The 279-nt window shown below is 59.9% G+C and carries 1 protein-coding gene; it reads left to right on the top strand.

Annotation, left to right across the window (positions count from 1 at the left end; all coding sequences use genetic code 11):
* Window positions 1-279 (top strand): patatin-like phospholipase family protein (locus LZP73_RS21130; RefSeq protein WP_234236973.1); only part of this gene is annotated, 279 nt, incomplete at both ends.

Genomic DNA, 279 nt, shown 5'->3' with positions numbered 1-279 from the left:
ATATGGCACTGAAGACCGCGATGATTGATGTGGGCGGCGGGTTCCGCGCGATTTTCGGCTGCGGCGTTATGGACCGCATGCTGGAGGACGGCATCGACGTGGACATGTGCTACGGCGTTTCCGCCGGCGCGGCCAACATGACCTCGTTCATCGCCCGCCAGCACGGCCGCAACCACACCTTCTACACCAGATACGCGTTCCGCAAGGAGTATGCGAGCGCGGAAAGCTTCCTCAGAAACCACAACTTCGCCAATCTCGACTACATCTATGGCACGCTGA

This window comes from Shewanella sp. AS16, assembly GCF_021412365.1.
Taxonomy (GTDB): domain Bacteria; phylum Pseudomonadota; class Gammaproteobacteria; order Enterobacterales; family Shewanellaceae; genus Shewanella; species Shewanella salipaludis.
Note: the sequence above shows the minus strand (reverse complement) of the source record. Positions and strands in the feature narration are given on the sequence as shown.